General features: G+C 73.9%; 16 protein-coding genes. 6 read left to right on the forward strand and 10 right to left on the reverse strand.

Features of this window, described 5'->3' with window-relative positions; genetic code table 11:
* Window positions 1-48: 48 nt before the first annotated feature.
* From ACZ470_RS09795 to ACZ470_RS09805, 3 genes are all read left to right on the forward strand, one after another.
* A complete protein-coding gene (locus tag ACZ470_RS09795) occupies window positions 49-3,531 on the forward strand; it encodes a vWA domain-containing protein (RefSeq protein WP_468426090.1) in 3,483 nt (1,160 codons plus the stop codon).
* The gene (locus ACZ470_RS09800) at window positions 3,528-5,327 is read left to right on the forward strand and encodes a hypothetical protein (protein ID WP_468426092.1); all 1,800 of its coding nucleotides are present in this window, start codon (window positions 3,528-3,530) and stop codon (window positions 5,325-5,327) included. Before ACZ470_RS09795 ends, ACZ470_RS09800 begins: the two co-directional genes overlap by 4 nt.
* A 132-nt stretch (window positions 5,328-5,459) precedes the next feature.
* Window positions 5,460-7,514: a phosphocholine-specific phospholipase C gene (locus tag ACZ470_RS09805; protein WP_468426094.1), complete on the forward strand. Its 2,055-nt coding sequence runs from the start codon at window positions 5,460-5,462 to the stop codon at window positions 7,512-7,514.
* Here ACZ470_RS09805 and ACZ470_RS09810 read toward each other — a convergent pair.
* Window positions 7,504-8,430, reverse strand: a complete 927-nt coding sequence (locus ACZ470_RS09810) for a DMT family transporter (protein WP_468426096.1) — start codon at window positions 8,428-8,430, stop codon at window positions 7,504-7,506. The genes ACZ470_RS09805 and ACZ470_RS09810 overlap by 11 nt on opposite strands.
* Window positions 8,427-9,221, reverse strand: coding sequence for a phosphatase PAP2 family protein (locus tag ACZ470_RS09815; RefSeq protein WP_468426097.1), 795 nt, complete (start codon window positions 9,219-9,221; stop codon window positions 8,427-8,429). The genes ACZ470_RS09810 and ACZ470_RS09815 overlap by 4 nt, the downstream gene beginning before the upstream one ends.
* Before the next feature lie 170 nt (window positions 9,222-9,391).
* Here ACZ470_RS09815 and ACZ470_RS09820 point away from each other — a divergent pair, with 170 nt between their 5' ends.
* Complete coding sequence (locus ACZ470_RS09820; RefSeq protein WP_468426099.1) at window positions 9,392-10,006, forward strand: TetR/AcrR family transcriptional regulator; 615 nt, start codon at window positions 9,392-9,394, stop codon at window positions 10,004-10,006.
* A gap of 139 nt (window positions 10,007-10,145) precedes the next feature.
* On the opposite strand, the gene ACZ470_RS09825 is transcribed toward ACZ470_RS09820, so the two are convergent.
* Window positions 10,146-11,114 carry a DUF2510 domain-containing protein gene (locus tag ACZ470_RS09825; protein WP_468426101.1) on the reverse strand — a complete coding sequence of 323 codons (969 nt, stop codon included), beginning with the start codon at window positions 11,112-11,114 and terminating at the stop codon, window positions 10,146-10,148.
* 263 nt (window positions 11,115-11,377) lie between these two features.
* On the opposite strand from ACZ470_RS09825, the gene ACZ470_RS09830 reads away from it, so the two are divergent.
* On the forward strand, window positions 11,378-14,062 hold the full coding sequence (locus tag ACZ470_RS09830; protein WP_468426103.1) for an ATP-binding protein: 2,685 nt from the start codon (window positions 11,378-11,380) through the stop codon (window positions 14,060-14,062).
* A gap of 158 nt (window positions 14,063-14,220) precedes the next feature.
* On the opposite strand, the gene pcaDC is transcribed toward ACZ470_RS09830, so the two are convergent.
* Genes pcaDC through ACZ470_RS09860 form a run of 6 tightly spaced genes read right to left on the reverse strand, consistent with a single transcriptional unit; the run spans window position 14,221 to window position 19,468 of the window.
* Window positions 14,221-15,357, reverse strand: a complete 1,137-nt coding sequence (gene pcaDC, locus ACZ470_RS09835) for a bifunctional 3-oxoadipate enol-lactonase/4-carboxymuconolactone decarboxylase PcaDC (protein WP_468426105.1) — start codon at window positions 15,355-15,357, stop codon at window positions 14,221-14,223.
* On the reverse strand, window positions 15,354-16,685 hold the full coding sequence (gene pcaB, locus ACZ470_RS09840; RefSeq protein WP_468426107.1) for a 3-carboxy-cis,cis-muconate cycloisomerase: 1,332 nt from the start codon (window positions 16,683-16,685) through the stop codon (window positions 15,354-15,356). The genes pcaDC and pcaB overlap by 4 nt, the downstream gene beginning before the upstream one ends.
* Window positions 16,682-17,287 (reverse strand): protocatechuate 3,4-dioxygenase subunit alpha, encoded by a 606-nt coding sequence (gene pcaG / locus ACZ470_RS09845; RefSeq protein ID WP_468426108.1) that lies wholly within the window; start codon window positions 17,285-17,287, stop codon window positions 16,682-16,684. The genes pcaB and pcaG overlap by 4 nt, the downstream gene beginning before the upstream one ends.
* 5 nt (window positions 17,288-17,292) lie before the next feature.
* Window positions 17,293-18,072: a protocatechuate 3,4-dioxygenase subunit beta gene (gene pcaH / locus ACZ470_RS09850; protein WP_468426110.1), complete on the reverse strand. Its 780-nt coding sequence runs from the start codon at window positions 18,070-18,072 to the stop codon at window positions 17,293-17,295.
* Window positions 18,069-18,713: a CoA transferase subunit B gene (locus ACZ470_RS09855; protein WP_468426112.1), complete on the reverse strand. Its 645-nt coding sequence runs from the start codon at window positions 18,711-18,713 to the stop codon at window positions 18,069-18,071. The genes pcaH and ACZ470_RS09855 overlap by 4 nt, the downstream gene beginning before the upstream one ends.
* Window positions 18,713-19,468: a CoA transferase subunit A gene (locus tag ACZ470_RS09860; protein WP_468426114.1), complete on the reverse strand. Its 756-nt coding sequence runs from the start codon at window positions 19,466-19,468 to the stop codon at window positions 18,713-18,715. Before ACZ470_RS09860 ends, ACZ470_RS09855 begins: the two co-directional genes overlap by 1 nt.
* A gap of 198 nt (window positions 19,469-19,666) precedes the next feature.
* On the opposite strand from ACZ470_RS09860, the gene ACZ470_RS09865 reads away from it, so the two are divergent.
* Window positions 19,667-20,131 (forward strand): MarR family winged helix-turn-helix transcriptional regulator, encoded by a 465-nt coding sequence (locus ACZ470_RS09865; RefSeq protein WP_468426116.1) that lies wholly within the window; start codon window positions 19,667-19,669, stop codon window positions 20,129-20,131.
* A 16-nt stretch (window positions 20,132-20,147) separates the two neighbouring features.
* On the opposite strand, the gene ACZ470_RS09870 is transcribed toward ACZ470_RS09865, so the two are convergent.
* Window positions 20,148-21,155, reverse strand: coding sequence for a DUF3048 domain-containing protein (locus tag ACZ470_RS09870; protein WP_468426117.1), 1,008 nt, complete (start codon window positions 21,153-21,155; stop codon window positions 20,148-20,150).
* Between the last annotated feature and the right edge of the window lie 63 nt (window positions 21,156-21,218).

Consider the following 21,218-nt stretch of genomic DNA (forward strand, 5'->3'; position numbering starts at 1 on the left):
GACGGCCGTCGCGTACGGCCGTCCCCGCCGAACCGCTCGACTGGACCCATGAACGCAAGAGAAGAGACGGCCACCGGGGTGGCCGCACTGGCGGCCCGCACACGGCCGTATCTGATCGGTGTACGGCACCACAGTCCCGCACTGGCCGTCGCCGTACCCCGGCTGCTGGACGCGGCGGACCCCGAGGTCGTCTGCGTCGAACTGCCGGCCGACTTCCAGCCGTGGCTGCCGTACCTCTCCGATCCGCGCACCACCGCGCCGGTGGCACTGAGCGGTGCCTACGAGGACGGGCGGCTGCACTTCTACCCCCTCGCCGACTTCTCGCCCGAACTCGCGGCGATCCGCTGGGCACGGGACCGCGGCGCGGAGGTGATCTGCTGCGATCTGCCCCTCGCGGACCCGGCGTGGTCGGCCGGTCCCGTGTCCGGCGCGGCGGCGGCCGGACCGGACGCGGCCGACCTGTGGGACCGCGTCGTGGAGGTGCCGGCCGCCGGTGGTGCCCCGGAGGCCGTGCGCCGGGCCGCCCTCGGCTTCGGCTGGGCGGTGCGGCAGGCCCGGGGCGGCCCCACGCCCCTCGACCTGGCCCGCGAGGCGTACATGCGGCGGATCGTCGCCGCGCCGGGCAAGCGCCGGGTGGCCGCGGTGATCGGTGCCTTCCACGCTCCCGCCCTGGCGGACGAGGGGGAGGAGGACACCGCCGCCGACACCGGCTCCCCTGGCCCGTCGGTCGTCACGTCGCTCGTGCCGTACGCCTTCGCCCTGCTGGACTCCCGCTCCGGCTACCCGGCCGGCGTCCGCGATCCGCGTTGGCAGCAGGCGGTGCTCGACGCGGGGGGTGATCCGGGCGGGATACGCGACGCCGCCGCGCGGGTCGTCATCGAGATATGCCGGGAGATCCGCGCCTCGGGTCACACCGCGGGAACCGGCGAGGCCATCGAGGCCCTGCGCGTGGCCTGCGACCTCGGCACCCTGCGCGGCTTCCCCGCACCCGGCCGCGATGAACTGCTGGAAGCGGTGACGTCCGTACTGGGCCACGGCCAACCCCTCGGCAAGGTCCTGGAACCGGTGCTGGTCGGCACGGAGCGCGGGCAGCTCGCCCCCGGTACCCCCCGTTCCGGGCTCGGGCCCTGGGTGGAGGCGGAGCTCGCCGCGCTGCGGCTGCCCGGACCGGCCAGTCCCGCCCGCCGGGAGATCCGGCTCTCGCCGCTGCGCTCCTCACTCGACGCCCGGCGCGAGATCCTGCTCCAGCGGCTCAAGGAGTGCGGGGTGGGCTACGCGGAGCCGGTGGAGGTATCCGCCGAGGGGGAGGGGAGCGCCCTCACCACACGCTGGCGGGCGGCCTGGACCCCGTCGGTCGCCGCCCGGCTCGACCTGGTGGGCGTCAGAGGCGTCACCGCCGCCCAGGCGGCCGACGGCATCCTCCGGGAGAACCACCGCCGCGCGTCCGCCTCCGGCGGACCCACCCCCGCCCGGGTCATCGGCCTGGTGGGCGCCGCGGCCCGCTGCGCCCTGCCGGACCTGGTCGCCGACGGCCTCACGGAGGCCGCGACGGTCCTGCCCGCCGCGGCCACCCTTCCCGAACTGCTCGAAGCCCTCGACCTGTTGGAGTCGATACGCCGGGAGCACCTGCCCGGCACCACCGAGCCGATCCGCGAGCGGGCGACGGCCCTCTCCGACGTCGTCCTGGAATCCGCCGTGCGCGCCCTCCCCGGGCTGGCCGGCAGCGACGAGCCGGAGGACGCCGTGGCCATCGTGACCCTGGCCGTCCGCAGCGGTGAGGACCGGCTCGGCCTGCGCCTGGACGGCGAGCTGTACGACCTCGCGCACACCGGGTCCCCGCTCGTCCAGGGAGCGGCTCTCGCCGCCCGGGTGCTGCTCGACCTCGACGGCTCGGACCTGCTGGGCGGAAGGCTGGCCGCCTGGGTCGACTCGGCCACGACACCGGACAGCCGGCACCGGCTGGAGCGCCGGCTCACCGGACTGCTCGTCGCCGCCGGACCACTGATCGAGTCCGTACCCACGGCCCTCGACCCGCTGCTGGAGCGCGTCGAGACGATGAGCGACCGCCGCTTCCTCGACCGGCTTCCCGCGCTGCGCGGCGGATTCCGGGCGCTCACGGGGGAGGGCCGGAGGCGGTTGCTGACGGCCGTGACCGGCCGGCTGGGAGACCGCCCCGACCTGCGGCTCACCGCGCCCGCCGCACTGGTCGGCCGGTGGGCCGAGGCGGACCACGAGGGGCTCGCCCTGCTGGGCGGGCTGGGCCTGACGGTGAGCCCCGCGCCCACGGACACTCCCGAACCGTACGGGCCGGGACGCGCGGTGAGCGGGCCGGTGTCCGGCCCCGACGACGCGGAGCGCGAGCCACGACGGCTCGGCCCCGCCGACCGCTGGCGGCTGCTGCTCGGCAGTGAGACGGCGAAGCTCCCCCCGGGCCTGATGCCGTACGCCCGGGCCCTGGACGAGCTGTTCGGAGCGGAGGAGCCGACCGGGGACGAGGGCGCGGACGGCGTGGAGGAGGCCGGGGTGGCGACCTCTGACGACGGCAAGGAGGACACGGACGAGCTCACCGGTGGCCGGGGCCCGAGTTACCCCAGCGTCCGGGACTGGGCCGAGGAACTCGAAGCGCTCTTCGGCGCGGACATCCGGGAGGAGGTCCTGGGACGGGCCGCCGCGAACGGCCGTACGGATGTGATCGCCCACCTCGACCCGGACTCGGTACGGCCTTCCGTGGAGCTGCTGTCCGCCGTGCTGACGCTGGCCCGCGGGATGCCCGAGGAGCGGATCGCCCCTCTGCGACGGCTCGTCAAACGCCTGGTCGAGGAACTCACCCGGGAACTCGCCACCCGGCTGCGCCCCACGCTGACCGGCCTCAGCACACCGCGACCCACCCGGCGCCCCGGCGGCCGGCTCGACCTGGACCGTACCCTGCGGGCCAACCTCGTCCACAGCCGCAGGCTGGAGGACGGCAGGGTCGAGATCGTCCCTGAGCGGCCGGTCTTCCGGACCCGCAGCTCCCGGCAGAGCGACTGGCGGCTGATCCTCGTCGTCGACGTGTCCGGGTCGATGGAGGCCTCGGTCATCTGGTCGGCACTGACCGCTGCCGTACTCGGCGGTGTGCCCATGCTCTCCACCCACTTCCTCACGTTCAGCACGCAGGTCGTCGACCTCACCGACCGGGTCACCGACCCGCTGTCCCTGCTGCTGGAGGTGAAGGTCGGAGGTGGCACACACATCGCGGCCGGCCTCGCGCACGCCCGCTCGCTCGTGAAGGTGCCGCACCGCACGCTGATGGTGGTCGTCAGCGACTTCGAGGAAGGCGGCGGGGCCGACGGTCTGCTGACCGAGGTCCGGTCCCTGGTCTCCTCCGGTGTCCATCTGCTGGGTTGCGCCGCGCTCGACGGGAGCGGGGCTCCACGCTACTCGGTGCCGATCGCCCGGCGACTCGTCGCGGCCGGAATGCCGGTGGCCGCCCTCAGTCCCCTCTCGCTCGCCCGCTGGGTGGGCGAACGCGTCCGTGGAGCGACTCGATGACCCCTTCCTGTCCCAACACCTCACTGCCACCGGTCGTACCGGAGGTGCCGGCCTCCGCGGTGGAGAGCCTGACCACGCGGCTGCGCGGCCGGCTGGACGCGGCCGTCGAAGCGCTGTCCGCGACCCCGGTCACCGTCGAGGACGGCACGTTCCGCGTGCGCTGCGGTGAGGACGCGTGGGTGACGCTGACACCCGCCCCGTCCGGCATCGTCACCGACGCCGGACAGGCCCACTGCACCTGCCTGCTGGCGCCCCGCTGCGTGCACCGGGCCGCGATATTGAGCATCTGCCCGGTCGCCACCCCTTCGACCGCCGTCGACGCGCCCGAACGTCCCGAAACCTCCGAACCCGCCGAACCCGAACGGCGCGAACCCTCCGCCGGTCAGATCCGAGCCGCCGCCGGACTCTGGTCGGCTGCCGCGGCGGTGCTGTCCGCCGGAACAACCGGTGCCGGGGCGGTACTTCAGGCCGAGTTGCTGCGCGCCGGCCATACGGCTCGGCTGGCGGGGCTGCACCGTGCGGAGACCGCCGCCCTGGGCGTCGTACGCTGTCTGCGTGACGAGCGGGACCCGCACCGGGCCCACGCCCCGACCGCACTGGTGGCCGCCCTGGGTGAACTCCTCCTCGTCACCCACCGGTTGAAGGCCGCCGACCCGGACCCGGCGCTGATCGGCGACGTCCGCCACCACCACCGTCCCGACGGGCCGCTGCGGCTGTACGGCGTCTGCCGTGAACCGGTGATCGGGCCGGGCGGTCGCGGCGGGGTCGTCACCCATCTCGTCGACGACGACGGCCGCTGGTACACGCTCCCCGACGTCAAGCCCGGTGGACCCGCCAGGGCGCTCCGGGCCGGTACCGCCCATGTCGCGATCCGGTCGTTCCTGAGCGACCACCTCCGGCTGTCCCGCGGGGGCCTGATCCTCTCCGGCGCGGTCGTCGCGCCGGACGGCCGTCTGCTGCCGGAGAAGGGCGTCCGTGCCACGTTCGCCGCCGGACGACCCTGGCCGGAGACCGCGTCGGCGCCGGTGTCCGCCACCGAGCCGTTCCCGGTGCCCGCCGCCGGTGACCCCGGAGGGGCCGGGCAGACCGGACCACTGACCGTCCGCGACGTGGAGATCCTCGCCACCGACGGAGCGGACCTGCTGATCCGCGTACTGCCGGGGCCGGGGCCGGAGCCGGGGCCCCAGGGCGACGACTCGCCGGTCCGGCTGGCCCCCGCCCACCGCCATCCCGCCCTCGCCCACACCGCCAACTTCCGACGGCTCGGCGCACATCCGGGGCTGCGGATCCGGGTCGTCGGACGCCTCGACCCCGACCGGGTCACCACGCTCCGCCCGCTCGCCGTCGCCCCGGTACCCGGCACCGAGGCGACCCTGCGCCTCCCGGAGGACTGGCGGGGCCGTGCCGATCTCGGCTACGACCACCTCCACGACGGCCACTTCCCGCCGGACCTCCCCTTCCCGCCCGACCCTTCGGCCGCCGCCACGGAGGACTCACCGCTCTGGCGCGTCCGGCACCTGATCGAGCGGGCCGTCGTGGGCGGGCGACGGTCCGCCGCCGAACCCGCCCGCGCCGACGACATCCACGGCCATGCGGCCGTGCTGCGCCGCAACGGATTCGCCACCGGCGCGGACCTGCTCGTCACGCTCGGCGCGGTGGCCGCCCGGCGCACCCGCGACGCGTTCGGCCGCCTCGCCGAGGACGACCAGGACCGGTACGCGGCCCAATGGCTCACCACCGCCGTCTACCTCGCCGGCACCGAAGCGGCCCTGCGCCGAAGGAGCTGGCGCGGCTGAGCCGTTCGAACGTCACGTACCGACGACATTCACACGGGCGCCATCGCACCCTTCCCTCACGTTCGCCGCTCCTGGAACACTCCATTCGCGCGCACCCCGTCATCGTCCGGCACCGTCCGAGAGGCCTCACCCATGCCCGAAGTCAACCGGCGCCGATTCCTCCAACTCGCGGGCGCCACAACGGCGTTCGGCGCGCTCTCCGCGAGCATCGAGCGAGCCGCCGCGCTCCCGGCGAACCACCGCTCGGGATCGATCGAGGACGTCGAGCACATCGTCGTCCTGATGCAGGAGAACCGTTCCTTCGACCACTACTTCGGCAGGCTGCGCGGCGTCCGGGGCTTCGGCGACCCGCACCCGGTGACCCTGGACGGCGGCAGATCGGTCTGGCACCAGACCAAGGGCGACGGCACGGAGGTCCTGCCCTTCCACCCGGAGGCCGACGACCTCGGCATGCAGTTCCTGGAAGGACTGCCGCACGGCTGGTCCGACGGCCAGGACGCCTACCACAACGGCAAGTACGACCGCTGGCTGCCCGCCAAGGGCACCACCACCATGGCGTACCTGACCCGCGAGGACATCCCCTTCCACTACGCGCTCGCCGACACCTTCACCGTCTGCGACGCCTACTACTGCTCCTTCATCGGTTCCACCGACCCCAACCGCTACTACATGTGGTCGGGCCACACCGGCAACGACGGCAAGGGCGGCGGCCCGGTCCTCGGCAACGACGAACTCGGTTACGACTGGACGACGTACCCCGAGCGGCTGGAGGAGGCCGGGATCTCCTGGAAGATCTACCAGGACATCGGCGACGGCCTGGACGCGGCCGGCCACTGGGGCTGGATCTCCGACGCCTACCGCGGCAACTACGGCGACAACTCCCTGCTCTACTTCAACAAGTACCGCGACGCCCGGCCCGGCGACCCCTGGTACGACAAGGCCCGCACCGGCACCGACGTCAAGAACGGCGACGGCTACTTCGACCGGCTCCGCGCCGACGTGAAGGCCGGCCGGCTGCCGCAGATCTCCTGGATCGCCGCTCCCGAGGCCTTCTCCGAGCACTCCAACTGGCCTTCGAACTACGGCGCCTGGTACATCTCCCAGGTCCTGGACGCGCTCACGTCCAACCCCGAGGTGTGGGCGAAGACCGCGCTGTTCATCACGTACGACGAGAACGACGGCTTCTTCGACCACATGGTGCCGCCGCTGCCGCCGAAGTCGGCCGCGCAGGGCCGGTCCACCGTCGATGTCTCGCTCGACGTGTTCCCGGGCAGCGCCACCCACCGCGAGGGCTTCTACGGGCTCGGCCCGCGCGTGCCGATGCTCGTCGTCTCACCCTGGAGCAAGGGCGGGTTCGTCTGCTCCGAGACCTTCGACCACACCTCGATCATCCGCTTCATGGAGCGCCGCTTCGGTGTGAGCGAGCCCCAGATCTCGCCGTGGCGGCGCGCGATCTGCGGCGACCTGACGTCCGCCTTCGACTTCTCCCGCAAGGACAGCCGGCCGGCCCGGCTTCCGGACACCGACGCCTACGAGCCGCCGGACCGCGACCGCCACCCCGACTACCGGCCCACGCCCCCGGCCGACGCCGGCATGCCCCGCCAGGAGCGGGGACTGCGCCCCGCCCGCCCGTTGAAGTACGCCCCGGCGGTCGACGGTTCCGTCGACGCGGCGGCCGGGAAGTTCACGCTGACCTTCGCCTCCGGTGCCGGGGCGGGCGCGGCCTTCCTGGTCACGTCCGGCAACCGTGCCGACGGGCCCTGGACCTATACGACCGAGGCCGGGAAGGAGCTCGCGGACACCTGGAACTCGGCGTACTCCGGTGGCTCGTACGACCTGACCGTGCACGGCCCGAACGGGTTCCTCCGTGTCTTCCGGGGGCCGAACGGGGAAGCCGGGTGCGAGGTCACCGCGCGTCATGTCGGCGACGATGTGCGGCTGACGTTCGTCAACGGGGGGTCGGGGGTGGTTCGGCTGCGGTTGGCCGACGGTTACGGGGGGCGGGCCACGACCGTCACCATCCGCGGGGGCGCGACTGTGCACCGCACCGTCGATCTGGGCCGGAGCCGGCGTTGGTACGACCTGACGGTCACCTCTGCGGCGGAGCCGGGGTATCTGCGGCGGTTCGTGGGGCACGTCGAGAACGGCAGGGTGGGGGTCAGCGATCCGGCGATCGTCACGGACTGACTGCCGTTGGGGCGGGCGGGGGGTGTTGCGCAGCCCGGCGCTGATGGGGTGCCGCTGCGCCCACCCGTGCCGCCCCAGCGGCACGACTGCCCGCAGTTTGCGGGGTTGCTCTGGTCAGTAGGAGTACGCCCCAGGAGGCCAGGGCTGTGCCGGTCAGGGCTGTGAGGATGCCTGGCGGGCCGCCGCGGAGGTGTTCGCCGAGTAGGAGGAAGCCGATTGTCGCGGCTGCCAGCGGGTTCGTCAGGGTGACCACCGCGAGTGGGGCGCCCAGGCCGGCCCGGTAGGCGGTCTGCGACAGGAGCAGACCGCCTACCGCGAACGCGGCCACCAGCAGCGCCACCACGACCACCCGCGCGTCGAGCAGCGGACCCGACCGGTCCGTCACCGCGACCGTCACGGTCTGGGTGAGCGCCGAGGCCACCCCGGAGGCGACGCCCGACGCGGTCGCGTGCCGCAGACCGGGCCGGGAACCCGGCCACGCCAACAGGCCGATCAGGGACGCCGTGCCACCCGCGACGACCAGTGCCTCGGTCACGCTCAGCACGTCGTCGGGCGCCGGTCCGGACGCCGTGACCAGCACGACCGCCAGACCGGCGAGGGTCAACGCCGTACCCCGCCACTCGACCGCGCTCACCCGCCGCCCCGCGATCCGCGCCCCCATGGGGACCGCCGCGACCAGGGTGAGCGCGCCGAGCGGCTGGACCACGGTCAGCGGGCCGTACTTGAGCGCCACCACGTGCAGCAGCGCGGCCGAGGCGTTCAGCGCGACCGCCCACCACCAGGAGCCGTCGGCCGGCAGCCGCAGCAGGCCGGTACCGGAGGACCGGGAGGCGAGCCGTTCCTGGGCCACCGCCGCCGCGGCGTAGGCGACGGCGGAGACGAGGGACAGCAGAACGGCCACCAGGACGGCGCTCATCGGCCCGCCCCCACGAGCGCCCGGTCCTTCGCCGACACATGACGGGCCCGGACGCGTCCCGCTCCCGCCGGCGTGTGCCGCGGCAGGCGCAGCACCGCGAGGGCGAGACCCAGCAGCGCCGCCGCCACGAGCGCGTCCAGCCAGAAGTGGTTCGCCGTGCCCACGATCACCAGCAGCGTCAGCAGCGGATGCGCCAGCCACAGCCACCGCCACCACGCGCGCGTGGCGACGATCAGTCCGACCGCCACCATCAGCGCCCACCCGAAGTGCAGCGAGGGCATCGCCGCGAACTGGTTCGACAGCCCGTCGGTCTCCGGCGGGCCGTACACCGACGGCCCGTACACCCGCGCGGTGTCCACCAGACCCGTGGCGGCGAGCATCCGCGGTGGGGCGAGCGGGAACAGCAGATGCAGCACCAGCGCGGCGCCGGTCACCGCCGCCAGGACGCGGCGCGCCCAGACGTAGTGGCGCGGGCGGCGCAGGTAGAGCCAGATCAGGAAGGCGGCGGTGGCCGGGAAGTGGACGGCCGCGTAGTAGACGTTCGCGGTGTGCGCGAGCCCCTCGCCGTGCAGCAGCAGGGACTGCACCGCGCCCTCGCCGGGGAGGCCGAGCGCGCGTTCCAGGTCCCACACCTCGTGGCCGTTGCGGTACGCCTCGGCGGTGTGGCCGGTGGCCGGCCGCCGGCCGAGCTTGTAGACGAGGAAGAGGCCCGCCACCAGGAGGAGTTCACGGACGAGTGGCGGGCGCGGTGCGTCGGACCCGGCCGGTTCAGGCTCCTTGCGGGCATTCATCCCCCGGCCCTTTCGCTGACGGTGGTGCGGTGGTGTGCGGTGGTGCGCGCGGGTACCGACTCTCATCGATACGGGGCCGTACCGATACGGAAGTGTACCGATACGTTCGCGTACCGGTACACTGGCGTATCGATGATGTACGCCTCACTCGAAGGACAGGAGCCGAGCCGATGACGTCGCAGGACGCGGACCGACCCGGACAGGTCGGAACCTCGCGCCGCTCCAAGATCACGCCGGAGCGTGAGCGGGAGTTCTTCGACGCCGTGCTGCACCAGATCCGCGAGTGCGGCTATGACGCCGTCACCATGGAAGGCGTCGCCGCCAGTACGCGGTGCAGCAAGTCCACGCTGTACCGGCAGTGGCGGACCAAGCCCCAGTTCGTCGCCGCCGCCCTGCGCTCCAGCGGGCAGGCGCGGTTCGCCGGCATCGACACCGGCACCCTCGCCGGGGACCTGCGCGAGGCGGCGCGGTGCGCGGGGGAGTGGTCACCGAAGGACGCCACACTGCTCCAGGCGCTCGGGCACGCGGTCACCCAGGACCGGGAACTGGCGCAGGCGCTGCGCGAGGCACTGGTCGACCCGGAGATCAGCGCACTGGAGGAGATCCTGCGGCGCGGTGTCGAACGCGGGGAGGTCTCCGCCGGGAATCCGGCGCTGGAGTACATCCCGGCACAGATCTTCGGTGTGCTGCGCGTCCGGCCCGTGCTGGAGGGGCGCAACGCGGACCCGGACTATCTGCTCCGGTTCGTGGAGGCCGCCGTGCTGCCGGCACTCGGCCTCGACTGAGACGCGGGCCGCCGCTCCCGGGACGGGACGGCGACCCGGCGGCGCCGCACCGTGGGGACGGGGGCGGCGCTCACCCCGGCGGGGTGGGGCACCCTCTGAGCGGAGGGGTGCCCCACCCGGCCGTCAGGCGCGGGCCGGGTCAGACGTCCTGGCCGTTGCCGCCGCCCGACGACACCTCGATGCCCTCGGTGATCTCGTCGAGGACCGCCTCCGTCTGGTCGGTGTCGACCCCGAAGCGGACCACGACCATCTGCTGCGGCTGCCCGGGGGACGGGAAGGCGAGTGACTGGACGTACCCGTCGGAGCCCTTGCTGGTGACCGCCTTCCAGCGCACCAGATAGCCCTTCTGCCCGGCCACGGTCACGGCCTTGGACGCGAGCACGTCGTGCGAGGTGATCTTCCCGTAGGCGGTGCCGCCGTAGCTCTCCTCGGCGTTGGCGGCGATGTCCGCCTTCGCGACCTCCTCGGCGGTGGAGCCCTTGGCGCCGAGCGCCAGGGCCGGGGCCGAGTACGCCCCGCCCTTGGTGCAGGTCTTGGAGGTGTCGCCGGGACAGTCGTACGAGTCCTCCGACGTCACCGAGGCCCCCACCTGCAACTCCTGGCCGTACCAGCCGTCGGGGATGGGCAGACTGATCCCGCTCAGCCCGTCGGTCACGGACCCGCTCTCGATCCGCGGCGCCTCGGACCCGTCCGGCCCGGACTCCTCACCCCCGGACCCGCCGGAGTCGCCGTCCTGCCCGCCGGAGCCGCCCCCGTCCGGCCCGCGGTCCCGCCCGCCCGGCCCCTGCGAGGTCGCCGTACCGCCGTCCCCGCCGTCGTCCGTCAGTGCGAACACGCCCACCCCGATGCTCGCCAGGACGGCGACGGCGACGGCCACGGCTATCCCGATCCGCAGCCCCCGCCCCCGCCCGGGCGGCGGCGCGGCGGGATACGCCGGGTAGGCCGGGTGGGCCGCACCGCTCGGCGCCGGGGGAACCCAGGCGGCTGCCGACCCCGCCGGGCGGACCTGGTCCGTCCAGGCCCCGCCGTCCCACCAGCGCTCGGTGGCCGGCCCGTCATTCGTCTGCCCGGGGTCGGGGTACCACCCGGGAGGAGTCACCTGCGTCATGCCCCCACCGTATGAGGCCTCGGTGAAAGCCGTATGAGAGAGCCCCGTCACATGTCCGCGCGGCGCGCTCCGGGAACGCGCATCTCCACGCCCCTTGACAGGAGTTGACCATCAAGAGACCTGGTGAGGGGTGGAACGCGTCGACCCGGTGGCGCGGTGTCACCCGTCACGGCAACACGTCGCGTGAGCGGCCACCGCTCGGGCGGCCGGGCGGCTACGCTCGATGTCTGTACGTCATTCGGGCGACTCGGGGAGGTAGCGGGATGACGGAGGTACGGCCCCCGGCCGCCCCCTCGGCTGCCCTGTGGGAGCGTGACGAGGAAGTCGCGGCCATCACGCGGGCCGTCGACACCCTGTGCGCGGACCGTTCCTCGCCGGGCGGCCTGCTCGTGCTCCGGGGCGAGGCCGGGCTCGGCAAGACCGCCCTGCTCGCCGAGACCCGGCGGATCGCCGAGCGGCGCGGCTGCACCGTGTGGTCGGCCCGCGGCGGCGAGACCCTGCGCTCCGTCCCCTTCAACGTCGTACGCCAACTCCTCCAGCCCGCACTGGTGTCGATGCTGCCGGAGGAGGCCCGCGAGTACCTCGGCGACTGGTACGACATAGCCGGCCCCGCCCTCGGCATAGCGGACCCCGGTGACCGGCACGCCGACCCGCAGGGCGTGTGCGAGGGCCTGGTCGCCGCCGTGCGACGGCTGGCCCGCCGGGACTGGCCGCTGGTGCTGCTGATCGACGACGCCCACTGGGCCGACCAGGAGACCCTGTACTGGCTCGCCTCCTTCGCCGAACGGCTGGCCGACCTCTCCGTCCTCGTCGTGGTCGCCCGCCGGCCCGGCGAGATCTCCGGAGCGAGCGCCCGGCACCTCGACGCCGTCGCCGCGGCGGCCGACGGACCCGTCACCACCCTCAGCGCCCTCACCCCGGACGCCGCGGCCGGACTCACCCGCGCCACCCTGGGCGAGAACGCCGACGCCGCGTTCTGCCGCGAGGTGTGGGCCGTCACCGGCGGCAACCCCTACGAGACGGTCGAACTCCTCGCCAAGGTCCAGGACAGCGAACTCGAACCCGTCGAGGCCCACGCCGGTGAACTGCGCGACCTGAACCGCTCCGCCCGCGGCGGCGGACTCGTCGCCCGCCTGGAACAACTCGGCATAGACGCCACCCGGTTCGCCTGGGCCGCCGCCATCCTCGGCGACGACATCACCGTCGACCTGGTGGCCCGGCTCGCCACCCTGACCCACGACGACGCCGCCCGCTGCGCCGAACTCCTGCGCAGCGCCCGCATCCTCACCACCCCCGAACCCGTCACGGGCCGCACCGGCGCCGCCGACCTCGAATTCGTCCACCCCCTCATCGCCACCGCCGTCTACAACTCCATCCCCGACGCCCTGCGCCGCGCCATGCACGGCATCGCCGCCCGCATCGTCACCGACTCCGGACGCGGCGCCGCGACCGCCGCCCGCCACCTCCTCGAAGTGCACCCGGACGACGACGAGGAACTCGTCCGGCAACTGCGCGAGGCCGCCCGCGAACACCTCGCCGTCGGCGCCCCGGACGCCGCCCGCCGCTGCCTGGAACGCGCCCTGGAGGAACCGCCCCGCCCCGAGGTCCACGCGCACGTCCTGTACGAACTGGGCTGCGCCACCTTCCTCACCGCGCCCGCCCGCACCATCGGCCATCTGCGGGCCGCCCTCGGCATGCCCGGACTCGACGCCGACCAACGGGTGGACGCCGTGGTCCGCCTCTCCCAGGCGCTGCTGCACAACGACCAGATGGAGGAGGCCGTCCGCACCGTCGAGGCGGAGGCCGCCCGGCTGGAACCCGGCCCCGCCCATATGCGGCTCCAGGCGGTGCGGTTCATGTGGGAGGGGCTCATCGCCGGCGAGACCGGCTCGCCCGGCCGCTCCGAGCGCCTGGCCGAACTCGCCGCCACCTGCACCGGCCGCGACAACTCCGAACGCGCGCTGCTCATCCTGCGCGGCTTCGACGCCATGATGCGCGGCGAGAACGCCGAGGAGGTCGTCGAGGTCTGCGACCGCGCCCTCGTCAACGGCCGCCTCGCGCCGGGCCTTGGCTGGACCGACGCCGAGTGGGGCGTCGAACTCCTGCTGATGCTGGCGAGCTCCTACGCCTACACGGACCGCCTCGACCGCGCCGAGAGCCTCTACAACGAGGCCCTGCACGCCTACGAGACGGCCGGCTGGAGCGGGGGCCACCTGGTCCTCGCCCACGCCTACGTGGGTCTCGCCCACCGCAGGCGGGGCCGGCTGGAGGCGGCGGAGGCCTCCCTGCGCGAGTCCCTGCGCCTCGCCGAACGCGTCGGCCGCGGACTGCCCCTGTACTGGACGGCCACCTGCAACCTGGTCGACACCCTGCTCGCCCGCGGCCACGTCGACGAGGCCTGGGAGGTGGCCGAACGGCACGGCTTCGCACCGCCCTACCCGACCACCGTCGTACTGCCCGACCCGGGCTCCGTGCGCGGCCGGCTGCTGCTGGCCGTCGGCCGCACCAAGGACGGCGTCAACGAGCTGGAGGCGGCCGAGAAGGCGGCCGCGGCCCGCGGCCACCACAACCCCGTGCACGTCTTCTGCGCCGCGGACCTCGCCCGCGCCCTCGCGACCGAGGACCCGGCCCGCGCCGCCCGGCTGGCCGTCGACGTCCGCCGGAAGGCCGAACGCCTCGGCACGGACACCGCCATAGGGGAGGCCCTGCGCGTCGCCGCCGCCCTGGAGACCGGCCAGCGCGCGGTCCGCCTCGCCGCCCAGGCGGTCACCTACCTGGAGTCCTCGCCCTGCCAGTACGAACACGCGGCGGCCCGCGTCGAGTACGGCATCCTCGCCCGCTCCGTCCCCGACCTCGAACGCGGCCTCGCCCTGGCCCGCTCCTGCGGCGCGGACGGACTGGCCAGAAGGGCAGCCGAGGAACTCGGGACCACCGTGGGACCGCGCTAGGGGGTGTCTCGCCGATCATGCCGGGCTCCCGACGTCTGGCACCGCGCATCGCCGCGTTGTCGTCACTCGCCGATGCTCCGCATCGACTCCCTCCTCCGCCTTGCGATGCACGGCACCAGACGCCGCTCGCTGATCCGGCCTGATCGACGAGACACCCCCTAGGCCCGGTGGTCCGGCTGCGCGTCCTCCTCCGCCAGCACCCGCTGGGCGGTCGCGAACGCCGAGTTCGCCGCCGGAACCCCGCAGTACACGGCCGTCTGGAGCAGCACCGCCCCGATCTCCTCGGGGGTGAGCCCGTTGCGGCGGGCCGCGCGGACATGCAGGGCGAACTCGTCGTAGTGACCGTGGGCGACCAGCGCCGTAAGGGTGATCATGCTCCGTTCGCGACGGGTGAGGGTCGGGTCGGTCCAGATCTCGCCCCAGGCGTACCGGGAGATGAAGTCCTGGAACCGGGCGGTGAACGGTGTCTGCCGGGCCTGCGCCCGGTCCACGTGCGCGTCGCCCAGCACCGCCCGGCGCACCTCCATGCCGAGCCGGGCGCCCCCGCCGAAGTGCGTCCGCAACGCGGTCAGCACCGCCTCCGGGCACTGGGCCGGCGCCAGGTGCGAGGCCCCGGGGAGCTCCACCAGCGTGGCGTCCGGCACGCCGTCCGCGATCTCCCGCAGATGCTCGGGGGGCGTCGCCGGATCCTCCCGGCCGGCCACCAGCAACGTCGGCACGCTGACCTCGGCGAGCCGCTCCCGCAGATCGAACGCGGCCAGCGCGTCACAACAGGCGGCGTACGCCTCCGGGTCGGCCTCCCGGTGGTCCCGGACCAGCTCCGGCACGGTGAACCCGGACGTGAACCAGCGGGCGCCGGCGCTCTCCGCGAGCCCGGCCAGCCCCTCGCGCCGCACCAGCGCGGCCCGCTTCTCCCACGGCCCGGCGCCGTTGAAGTGCGCCGAGGAACAGATCACGGCCAGCGACGAGAGCCGGTCCGGACGGTGCACCGCCAGATGCAGCCCCACCGCCCCGCCCAGCGAGACACCCGCGTACGCGAACCGTTCGATGCCGAGCGAGTCGGCGAGCGCGAGCACCAGATCGGCGAGATCGCCGACGGTCGCACCGGGACCGATCAGCCCCGCCGCCGAACCGCCGTGCCCCGGCAGGTCCCACCGGACCACCCGGTGCGCGGTCGACAGCTCGGGCGCCACCTTGTCCCAGAGGGCGTACGACGTGCCGAGCGAGGGGCCCAGCAGCAGCGGGGGAGCGGAGACGGGGCCTTCGACGCGGTGGTTGAGGAGGGTGTCGGTCAACGTCGCTCCAGGGCACGGTCGGTGAGGGCACCGGCGGAGCCGGTGCAACGGGCGGGGTCGATGAGCGAGGAGACGTCGACCTCCTTCAACTCGACTTCGGCGGCGAGCAGTTCGCCCAGCTCGCGGCCCTCCTCGTGCGCCCGCCGGGCCAGCGACGTCAGCAGCTCCTGGGCCCGGGCACGGCCGAGGACCGGCGCCAGCTCGGCCGAGAGCCGCTCGGAGACGATCAGACCGTGGGTGAGGCCCAGGTGTTCACGCATGGTGTCCGGGCGCACCCGCAGGTCCTCGGTGAGCTCGGCGGCGTCCCGGGCGGCACCGCCCACCAGACGGAGCAGATCCCTCAGCGGTTCCCACTCGGCGTGCCAGGCCCCGGCCGGCCGTTCGTCCTCGGCCACCAGTGAGCCGTACAGCGTGGCCGCGAGCTGGGGCGCCCGCCGGGCGGCGGCCGCGACCAGCGTCGAGCGGACCGGGTTCGCCTTGTGCGGCATGGCGGACGAGCCGCCGCCGCTGCCCTCGGCGACCTCCGCGATCTCGGTACGGGAGAGGGTGAGGACGTCCGCCGCGAGCTTTCCCAGGGCACCGGCGGCGAAGGCGAGACAACCGGCGAGATCGGCCACCGGTGTCCGGAGCGTGTGCCAGGGCAACCGCGGTTCCACGAGGCCCAGTTCACGGGCGTACGCACCCGGCAGCGCGGTCGCGTCCCCGGCCCCGTACGCCGTGAACCCCGCCAGTGTCCCCGCCGCGCCGCCGAGCTGTGCGGGCAGGGAGTCCCGTACCGCCCTCACCCGGTCCCGTGCGTCCAGCACCAGCGACCGCCACCCGGCCGCCTTCAGCCCGAACGTCGTCGGTACGGCGTGCTGGGTGAGCGTCCGGCCCGGCATGGGGGTGTCGCGGTGCCGGGCGGCCAGTCCGGCGAGGGCTCGCCCGCAGCGGTCGAGGTCGGCGAGGACCGGGCCGAGCGTGCGGTGGGCGACCAGCATCATCGCCGTGTCCAGGATGTCCTGGCTGGTCGCCCCCCGATGCACGTACGGGCCGTACTCCTCGCCCACCGCCCGGGTCAGCCCCGCGACCAGCGGAATCACCGGATTTCCGCCGCCCCGGGCCTGTTCGGCGAGGGACGCGACGTCGAACCGGTCCGGATCGGCTGCCTCCCCCACAGCCGTCGCCGCCTCCGCCGGGGCGAGGCCCAGTGCGGACTGGGCCCGGGTCAGGGCGGCCTCGGCGTCGAGCAGCGCCCGCAGGACCGCCGTGTCCGTCGTCTCGGCGGCGGCCGGGGCACCGGCCCACCCGGGGGCGAGCAGACCGGTGTCGGAATCGGCTGATGTCACTGGAACTCCAGGAAGACCGTCTCGCCTTCGCCCTGAAGGCGGATGTCGAAACGGTACGTGCCGTCGCCCTCCTCGCCCGCGACCAGCGTGTCGCGGCGGCCGGTGTCGAGCCGGGACAGCAGGGGGTCCGCCGCCAGCGCCGCCTCGTCGCCCGGCAGATGGATCCGGGTGAACAGGTGCACCAGCAGACCGCGGGCGAAGACGCACACGCTGAGGTACGGAGCGTTCCGGCCGCGCGCCCCCGGGCGCAGGGTACGGGCGTACCAGTGGCCGTTCGCGTCCGTCCGGATCCGTCCGAAGCCGGTGAACTCCACGCCGTTGCGGCCCAGGAAGCCGCCGCTCGCCGGGTCCCGCCGCATCGAACCGTCCGCCGTCGGCACGTTCCCCTCGGGGTCCGGCCCCCACAGCTCCAGCAGCGCGTCCGGCAGGGGCCGGCCCTCGCCGTCGTACACGTACCCGTGCACGGTCACGGTGTCCGGGTGCCCGGCGGGCGCGATGTCCTCGCCGCCGGGGAACGGCAGCGCGTAGCCGTAGAAGGGGCCGACCGTGTGCGAGGGGGTGGGCGGCACGCCGTCCGGGCCGGTGGTGTCGATCCTCGTCATCGTGGTCAGCGCCCTTCCTCGATCCAGGTGGCCCGGGGCCCGTCCAGCACGATGTCCCAGTGGTAGCCGAGAGAGAACTCCGGCACCGACAGGCTGTGGTCGTACGTCGCGACCAGCCGCCGCCGTGCCGCGTCGTCGGTCACGGACTGCAGGATCGGGTCGTACGGGAAGAGCGGGTCGTTGGGGAAGTACATCTGCGTCACCAGCCGCTGGGTGAACGCCGCACCGAAGACGGAGAAGTGGATGTGGGCCGGGCGCCAGGCGTTGACGTGGTTGCGCCACGGGTACGGGCCCGGCTGGACGGTGGTGAAGCGGTAGCGGCCGTCCGCGTCGGTGAGGGTGCGGCCGACGCCGGTGAAGTTCGGGTCCAGCGGGGCGTCGTGCTGCTCGCGCCGATGGGCGTACCGTCCGGCCGAGTTGGCCTGCCAGATCTCCACCAGCTGCCCGCGCACGGGCCGGCCGTCGCGGTCCAGCAGCCGGCCGGAGACGGTGATGCGCTCCCCGATCGGCTCGCCGGTGTGCTGCCGGGTGAGGTCGTTGTCGGTCTCGGTGACGTCCCGTTCCCCGAAGGCGGGGGAGGACAGCTCCACCAGCTCGGGGTCCTGGGTGACGTCGATGGCGACCGGCGGCTGCTTCGGGTGGCGCAGCACCGAGGAGCGGTACGGCGCGTAGTCGCGGCGCGGGTGGTGCTCGACGGGCGCGCCGTCGGCGACCCGCTTCTCGTACGCCGCGTGCTCGGCCGCGATCTCCCGGTCGATGTCGGCTTGCGTCAGAGCGTCGGTCACGACAGGCCCTCCCCGAGGGTGAGTTCGGCTCCGGTCCTGGCGGTGATCTCCCGGGCGGTGACGCCGGGTGCGGTCTCGACGAGGACGAGCCCGTCGGCGGTGACCTCGAGGACGCCGAGGTCGGTGATGATCCGGTCCACGCACTCCTTGCCGGTCAGCGGCAGCGTGCACTCCGGCACGATCTTCGGCGTGCCGTCCTTGGCGGTGTGGGTCATCACCACGATCACCGTGCGGGCGCCGTGGACCAGGTCCATCGCGCCGCCGATGCCGGTGACGAGCCTGCCGGGTACCGCCCAGTTGGCCAGGTCGCCGCGACCGGACACCTGCATCGCGCCGAGGACGGCGACGTCGATGTGCCCGCCCCGGATCATCGAGAACGACAGCGCCGAGTCGAAGAAGGAGGCGCCCGGGAGGACCGTGACGGTCTCCTTCCCGGCGTTGATCAGGTCCGGGTCGACGGTGTCCTCGGTGGGGTAGGGACCGGTGCCCAGGATGCCGTTCTCGCTCTCCAGCACCACCTCGACACCGGGCGGGAGGTGGTTGGGGATGAGGGTGGGCAGACCGATGCCGAGGTTGACGTACTGGCCGTCGCTCAGTTCCCGGGCCGCCCGCGCCGCCATCTCCTCCCGTGTCCAGGCCATCAGTTGCTCACCGTCCGCCGCTCGATCGGCTTGTCCGCCGCCTGCTCGGGTGTGAGGGCGACCACCCGCTGCACGAAGACGCCCGGCAGATGCACCGCGTCCGGGTCGATCGCGCCGGGCTCGACCAGTTCCTCCACCTCCGCGACCGTCACCCGGCCCGCCATCGCGGCCAGGGGGTTGAAGTTGCGGGCGGACTTGCCGAACACCAGGTTGCCGTGCCGGTCGCCCCTGGCCGCCCGCACCAGCGCGTAGTCGGTGCGGATGCCGCGTTCCAGCACGTACTCCGTGCCGTCGAACTCCCGTACCTCCTTCGCGGGGGAGGCCAGAGCCACCCCGCCGGAGCCGTCGTAGCGCCGGGGCAGACCGCCCTCGGCGACCTGGGTGCCCACCCCGGCCGGCGTGTAGAACGCCGGGATGCCGGCGCCCCCGGCGCGCAGCCGCTCCGCGAGCGTGCCCTGCGGTATCAGCTCCACCTCCAGCTCACCGGCCAGGTACTGCCGTGCGAACTCCTTGTTCGCGCCGATGTAGGAGCCGGTCACCCGGGCGATCCGGCCGGCCGCCAGCAGCACCGCGAGCCCGGACTCCAGGGCCCCGCAGTTGTTCGAGACGACCGACAGGCCGTCGACGCCCCGCTCGTACAGCGCCTGGATGAGTACGTTCGGCACACCGCTGAGGCCGAAGCCGCCCACCGCCAGCGACGCGCCGTCCGGCACGTCAGCCACCGCCTCCGCAGCCGAGGCGACCACCTTGTCCATCCGAGGAACCTCATCCCTTCCAGGCGACCCGACCGAGTTGGTCAGGGCACTGAGTAATTCCACGAGGTGGCCCCACGCTGCCATCGAGAGACAGGGAGCGTCAATGGCCCGGAAAATCGCACCTCGCGGATGGGGAAAGGAGTCGAGCCGGCCGGGGTACTGTTCCGTGCACCAACGAAAACGACCGTGGGAGCGCACATGGCCGCGGTGGACCTCACCACCCATCCCGGGCACCTGGCCCGGCGGCTCCAGCAGGCGCACTACCTGCTGTGGAACACGATGGTCTCCGAGGAGATCACCTCGCCGCAGTTCGCGGTCCTCAACGCGCTCGTCGCCGAGCCCGGGCTGGACCAGCGCACGGTGGGGGAGAGGGTCGGTCTTGACCGCTCGACCGTCGCCGAGGTGATCGGCCGGCTCATCCGGCGCGGACTGCTGGACAAGGTCCGCGACCCGCAGGACGGCCGCCGCTTCCTGCTGCGCCTCACCGACGACGGTGTGCGCACGCACCGCAGGCTCACCGTGCGCACCGCGCGGATGAACCAGGTCCTCCTCGCCCCGCTCGACCCCGAGGAGCGGGCGGTGTTCATCGATCTGATCCGGCGCGTGGCGGACGCCGCCGAGGGGCTGCGCGACCCCGCCCCCTCCCTGACCGCCCCGCACTGATCCGGGCGACCGGTGCTCAGTCCGCGTTCGCGTACACCACCCACACCTGACCGGGCGCGAAGTTCATCCGCCGGCCCCGCTCGGTGGTGAACGAGGTGCCGTCCTCGGCGGCCGGACGCTCCCAGCGTGCCTCGTACGCGCGTCCGTCGCGCAGCACGGTGGCCCGTCCGGAGCCCACCGTCTCGGTGTACGGGGTGTTGTTGCCGAGGAAGTCCCGGAACCCGGACCGGCGCACGGTCACGTACTGCACGACCACCGTCGCGGGCGCCGCCCGCTCGCCCTCCCCGGTGGGTGCCGTGGCGCCGTCCATCGAGACCAGCCAGCCGTCGCGGGCGTCGGACCAGGTGAAGGTGAAGCGGGCCGCCGGGTAGCGCACCGTGAGCTCGTCCTCGGGCCTGCCGTCCGCCGGGGGCCGGCCGTAGCGGAAGCCGGTGGTGAGGGACTCCTCCCCGGGCGCCTCGTCCATGATCCGTCCCGGTCGCAGATACAGGTTGTGCGGAGCGGCCCGGCCGGTCCCACGGACGTACGCACCGGACACCGACTCGGGTGTGGCGGCCTCCAGCGGTGCCCGCTCGATCCGCGGCAGCAGCCTGCCCTGCGCCCCGGAGAAGGCCAGCACCGGCCGGTCGAACTGGCGCAGCAGTTCCAGATCGGACTCGCGGGCGCTGCGCACCGGTCCGACCGACTCGGGGAGCCGGGTGGCGTACACCGCCATCAGCCGGCTCAGCCCGCCCTCCACCTGCTCGACGTACACCACGTCGGCGTCGCCCAGGCCCGTCTGGGGCCGCGCGGCAGGGGCGTTGTCGATCTTCACGGCGAGCACCGGAGGGCGCTGCGGCTCGCCCGGCCGGGTCTCCCGTGACTCCGTCGGAGACGGCCGGGGCGCTCCGCGCCCGTCGTCATCGGGGCCGTCCGCCACCGTGCACCCCGCCACCAGACCGGCCGCCAGCACGGCGGCCAGCACCACTCGCGCCCCCGTGCCACGCCGTCTGCGCGCCCCTCGTTCCGTGCCCACCGCTGCCACCGCGCCTGCCTCATATCATCCGGTGTCTTGATTGTGCGCTTTTCTGATCGTCGCTGGCCATAC

The organism is Streptomyces sp. NPDC031111 (assembly GCF_055570675.1).